The organism is Aneurinibacillus sp. UBA3580 (genome assembly GCF_002375825.1).
Classification (GTDB): Bacteria; Bacillota; Bacilli; order Aneurinibacillales; family Aneurinibacillaceae; genus Aneurinibacillus; species Aneurinibacillus danicus.
The window spans coordinates 1-5,222 of record NZ_DFMZ01000059.1 but is presented as its reverse complement, the minus strand read 5'-3'; the positions used below and the strand labels follow the sequence as shown (position 1 = coordinate 5,222).

Annotated in this window: 4 protein-coding genes; 1 reads left to right on the top strand and 3 read right to left on the bottom strand. The window is 47.7% G+C overall.

Annotated features, from left to right (window positions below; all coding sequences use genetic code 11):
- Nucleotides 1-159: 159 nt before the first annotated feature.
- Both sat and B2899_RS09410 read right to left on the bottom strand, forming a co-directional pair.
- The gene (gene sat / locus B2899_RS09415; protein WP_286885304.1) at nucleotides 160-1,302 is read right to left on the bottom strand and encodes a sulfate adenylyltransferase; all 1,143 of its coding nucleotides are present in this window, start codon (nucleotides 1,300-1,302) and stop codon (nucleotides 160-162) included.
- A gap of 34 nt (nucleotides 1,303-1,336) precedes the next feature.
- On the bottom strand, nucleotides 1,337-2,083 hold the full coding sequence (locus tag B2899_RS09410; protein ID WP_414631761.1) for a phosphoadenylyl-sulfate reductase: 747 nt from the start codon (nucleotides 2,081-2,083) through the stop codon (nucleotides 1,337-1,339).
- 180 nt (nucleotides 2,084-2,263) lie between these two features.
- Here B2899_RS09410 and B2899_RS09405 point away from each other — a divergent pair, with 180 nt between their 5' ends.
- Entirely contained in the window at nucleotides 2,264-3,910 is a 1,647-nt protein-coding gene (locus tag B2899_RS09405; RefSeq protein WP_286885303.1) for a thiamine pyrophosphate-binding protein, read from the top strand.
- A gap of 148 nt (nucleotides 3,911-4,058) precedes the next feature.
- On the opposite strand, the gene B2899_RS09400 is transcribed toward B2899_RS09405, so the two are convergent.
- Complete coding sequence (locus B2899_RS09400) at nucleotides 4,059-4,823, bottom strand: sulfite exporter TauE/SafE family protein (RefSeq protein ID WP_286885301.1); 765 nt, start codon at nucleotides 4,821-4,823, stop codon at nucleotides 4,059-4,061.
- Nucleotides 4,824-5,222: the final 399 nt, after the last annotated feature.

The following is a 5,222-nucleotide window of genomic DNA, read 5'->3' as shown; positions in this document are numbered from 1 at the left end:
TTTCCTTCGTACCACAAAAGTCAGCCGCTCTTCTCATGATTTTCATGTCGGGGTTGCGGCTGAAACGCCATGGTGGTTTTCTATAAGATAACCTACGATCTGCCGGGCAGACTTATCTAATGAACACTTGACATATATCCCGGTAAACCATAGCCCCCCTTACTGTTTACTTGCTGGTACTTCCATGCCGCGGATCAGCACCTCTGCCACCTCCGGGCGGCTGAACTCCGGCGGCGGCGCCTCTCCGTCTCGAAGCATTTGTCTTACTTTTGTTCCCGAAAGAACGAGATGATCTTCCGGAGCGTGCGGACATGTTTTGGTTGATGCCATATTTCCGCATTTTTTACAGTAAAAACTGTGTTCAAAGAACAGCGGCATAATCCCTAATTCTTCGGTAGAAAAATTGCCGAAGATCAACTGTGCATCGTATGTGCCATAATAATTGCCGACCCCGGCGTGATCACGCCCTACAATAAAATGGGTGCAACCATAGTTTTTGCGCACGAGCGCATGGAAAACGGCTTCTCTTGGGCCGGCGTATCGCATAGCCGCCGGGAACACCGCAAGAAGCACACGCTCCCTTGGATAGTATTCCTGCAAAAGCACCTGATAGCTTTCCATACGAATGCGCGCGGGAATATCATCGATTTTTGTTTCTCCGACAAGCGGATTCAGAAACAGACCATCTACAATTTCAAGCGCCGATTTTTGAATATATTCATGGGCACGGTGAACCGGATTTCTCGTTTGAAAACCGACAACCGTGTTCCAGCCTTTCGCGGCAAACACGGATCTTGTTTCTATAGGGTCAAGATAAAAATCAACAAACTCGCTTTTTTCCGGGCGCCGTACAAGCGTAATCGGGCCGGCAAGATAAACGTCGGGTCTGTCCCACAGCTTTTTTACGCCGGGGTGCTTCTCATCGGTCGTCCCGTATACCTGCTCAGCTTCGAGCCGTTTATCCGGAAAGTATTTCTCCTGCAGCTCTATAACCCCGTAGATTTCTCCTTCATATACAAGCTTAATTTTCTCCCCTATTTTAAGGGAGTCGGCTACATACTCCGCCACTGGAAGGGTAATAGGAATGCTCCATACATACCCGCTTGAAAGTCTCATTTTATTGATAACGGTATAATAATCAGTTTCTCCGAGGAAGCCGGTAATCGGACTGTAGGCTCCGATGGCAATGAGTTCAAGATCGGCCAAAGCGAAACGATCAATCTCAACTTCAGCAAGAATAGAAGAGTGATCATACTCCAGGTTTACACGATTGACTAAAGCCCCACCATGTGGCTGATTCACCTTTGATTCGCTCCTTCTCTTGTTTGTTTCTGCTTTATTGGTGCAGACCGCATTCAACTTTCTCGAATCCAGCCCAGCGTCCGGCACGGGAACCTCCGCCGTCTTCTACCGGCAGGGTACAGTGCGCACAACCGATGCTGGGGTAACCTCTGTCATGCAGTTTATTGTATGGAAGCTGGTATAGTTGAATGTAATTCCACACGTCTTCCCATTTCCAATGAATCAGCGGACATATTTTAATAGAAGAAAACTTTTCGTCCTTGTTTACATATTGAATCTTTGCGCGCGTAGGCGATTGTTCCCTGCGCAATCCGGACAACCACGCTTTCTTGCCCGTTAACACTTTCGTAAGCGGCTGTAATTTACGAAGGCTACAGCATACATTCGGCTCTGTCTTCCACAGGGCATCACCATACTGTTCACTCTGTTCCTCAAGCGTAAGAGCAGGCTGAACCATTTCAATCCGCAGCGACGGATATACTTTTTGCACGTTTTTAACCAATTCGTACGTTTCTTTGAAATGTACATTCGTATCGAGAAAAACGATATGCGCATCGGAACGAACTTTGCTGATGATATCGATAAGTACAATTCCTTCTGCACCGAAGCTGCACGCGTATACGAGTTCATCCTCAAAATTTTGATAAGCCCACTTCACAACATCCAGTGTGTCTCTACTAGACAGCTCCTGATTCATTCTTCGGTACTCATCATCTGTAAGCTGTTGAAATGACAAATTACAATGATGCGGCACGGCCTTACCTCCTTTTGCTGACACCATGCTTTCTTTCGGCGGAATGCCTCCTTCCGATTTTCCATTATATTATGGTTATACGCCTAAGGTTCCGTTAACAATAGAACTGTGACCGGGTATGAAGAGGACGAGACATGAAAAAATATCAGGTATACATTCTCGTTAAGCATTACCGTTGTAAACACCTAAGAAAAAGGGGGCTATAGTATGCTGCCAGATGCATTTATGAATACAGCACCAAACAGTACCGGGACGGTTGCGGAACGAATACTTGGGCAGTTGCATCTCTGGGGGGTAAAACGGATTTACGGCGTAGTCGGCGACGCAATCTTCGGCTTAATGGACGCAATAGCAAAACAAAATAAGATTCAGTTTATCGCCGTCAAACATGAATCCACAGCTGCAATGATGGCATCCGCGGAAGCGAAAATCACAGGCGGACTCGGGGTCTGTACCGCCACGATGGGACCCGGGCTCGGCAACCTGTTAAACGGACTCGGGGATGCATATAAAGATAAAGCGCCCGTTCTTGCTATTACAGGACAGGCCCCGACAGATAAAATCGGAACGGACTATAAACAATATGTAAACCAGCAGGAGCTCATCAAACCGTTCGCCCGGTACAGCACCCTTCTGGCGCATCCCAATGCGGTAATTGAGGTGCTGACCAAGGCGATGCACATGTCGCTTGTTAAAGGAGCGGTTACCCATCTATCTGTTCCAAAGGATATGTTTACAATGACAACAACGGCTATGCCTCGTTCTAAACCGCTATTGTTAAAAGGAACATATTACTTTGAAGCAGAAGGACTGCAACAGGCAATTGATATTATGAATACGGCACAGCGTCCAATGATACTGGCGGGTATAGGAGCCCGTGACGCCGCTCAACATGTGGAGGCACTTGCCGAAAAGTGGGGAGCCGGCCTGCTTGTCAGTTTGGGGGCAAAGGGATTCCTTCCAGGTACGTCATCTAATTTGCTGGGTGGGATCGGGCAAGGAGGCAATCCGTATGCAGCACAAGTATTTAAGCAGGCAGATGTGGTTTTGCTCGTCGGAGACACGTGGTGGCCAGATGGATATGTGCCCGAGAATGCACGGATTATTCAGATTGATTACATGCAGGAGAATATAGGCAAAGGGATTCCGATCGAACTGGGGATCGTTGGCGACTCGGCCGCAATCGTTCCTTTACTAATAGAAGGGTTGCAGCAATCAGGCACCGATCCAGCATGGGGGGCCCAGTGGCGGGAGGCAAAAGAAAAGTGGACGCAGCAGAACGAACAGGAAGGCAGCCAAACCTCGTCCCCCATCCATCCCGCCCGAATTGTCCGGGCGATCGAAAATTCGGTACAGCCTAATGCCATCCTTACGCTCGATACGGGCGATGTAACCGTATGGATGAATAGAAACTTTCGCCCGAAACAGCAGGATTTTCTATTCTCAGGTGAATGGAGAACAATGGGATTCGGCCTTCCCGCCGCGCTGGCAGCCAAACTGTGTATGCCCGAACGCCAGATCGTCGCCATTGTAGGAGACGGCGGGATCGAAATGGTTCTGGCTGATTTACTAACGGCTGCCCGCTATGAGTTGCAGATTACCGTTATCGTATTTAATAATGGCTACTTGCAAATGGAACGCGACAAAATGATTGTAAGCGGATTCAAGCAGGAGGGCGTTGACATAACCAATCCTGATTTTGTTAAAGTGGCAGAGGCGTGCGGTTGGAACGGCTACCGGGTTGATTCCGATGCCCAGTTGGAACAAATTCTGCAGCAGGCCCTTTCATCGAGACGACCGGCGTTGGTTGAGGTACTTACCGCTCCTGTGGTGCACCCTGAAACGAAAGGCTAGTACATTTTGAAACCCTTGGGCTGTATATGAACAACAGAAAGAATCTCTGCTTCCTCTCAGAACCGTTTACTCCTTTTACTCTATATACAGAAAGGATAAACAAATATATGGGAGGAAGGAGAGATTCAAGTTAGCCTCTTACCCTTTCTTATATAAGCTTCAAACCGCTTATAAGGATAATGGTAGCGACGATTGTCCGCAGCGGTTTAGTCGGAACTTTAGCCGATAATGTACTTCCAAACATAACACCGGGGATAGAGCCCAGGAGAAGATTGCCTGCAAGCAAATAGTCTATACTTCCGATGCCTGCGTGAAGCGCACCTGCAACCGTCACCAGGAGAAACGCATGCGCAATGTCGGTCCCTACCAGCTCTGATGCTTGCATACGATAAAGATACAGCATGGCAACCGCAAACAAAGAGCCAGATCCGATGGAGGTAAGCCCCACCATAAACCCGAAGACGATGCCGATACCGATGGTTAACCCTTTCTTCTCTTCCATGGGTGCCAGTTGCCAGCGGTTGGGCCGCAGCTTCTTATCAAAAAAAACGCGAACAATCGTGGCCGCGGAAACCAAGATTAAAACATATCCGAGCGCACTTTTAATGGTTTCTTCTTGATTGTGATAAACATTGGCCAGAAAATGAAGCGCACATACTGCAAGAACCGCACCGGGAATACTTCCCATAGTCAGATATTTTACTAACGTAAAATTCACCGTTTTTTGTTTCCAATGCTGGATAGTGCCGAACAATTTCGTAACAGCGTTATAGATTAAATCCGTTCCCACTGCAATCGAGGGCTGAACGCCTATAATAATTAAAATAGGAGTTAAAAGCGCAGCCCCTCCCACCCCCGTCAGGCCGACCAGAAAACCAACCAGCAGCCCCATTATGGTTATTTCTATACTCATTTCTTTCCCCTGCCTTATTCAGTCTCCCATCATATTTCCAGAATCATCCTACACATTCATTGATATATGCCCATAGGGAAGAAATGGTGTTGAGGATTACAGAAAGCCATATGACAGAAAACGACCATGGCATCTCAGCCGCAACCCCGACATGAAAATGAGAAGAAGGGCCACTGACTTTTGTGGTATGAGGAAAAAGAGAGAAGAGAACGAGAGGACGATGTCAATGTGGAAAAAGGCAAAGGCCTTTTTCTCCCCTGGATCTCATTTCCTCTTCTCCTCTTTCTTTCCTCATGATTTTCACAGAAAACGACCATGGCATCTCAGCCGCAACCCCGATATGAAAATGATGGGAAGGGCGGCTGACTTTTGTGGTGCGAAGGAAAAGAGAGGAAAGAA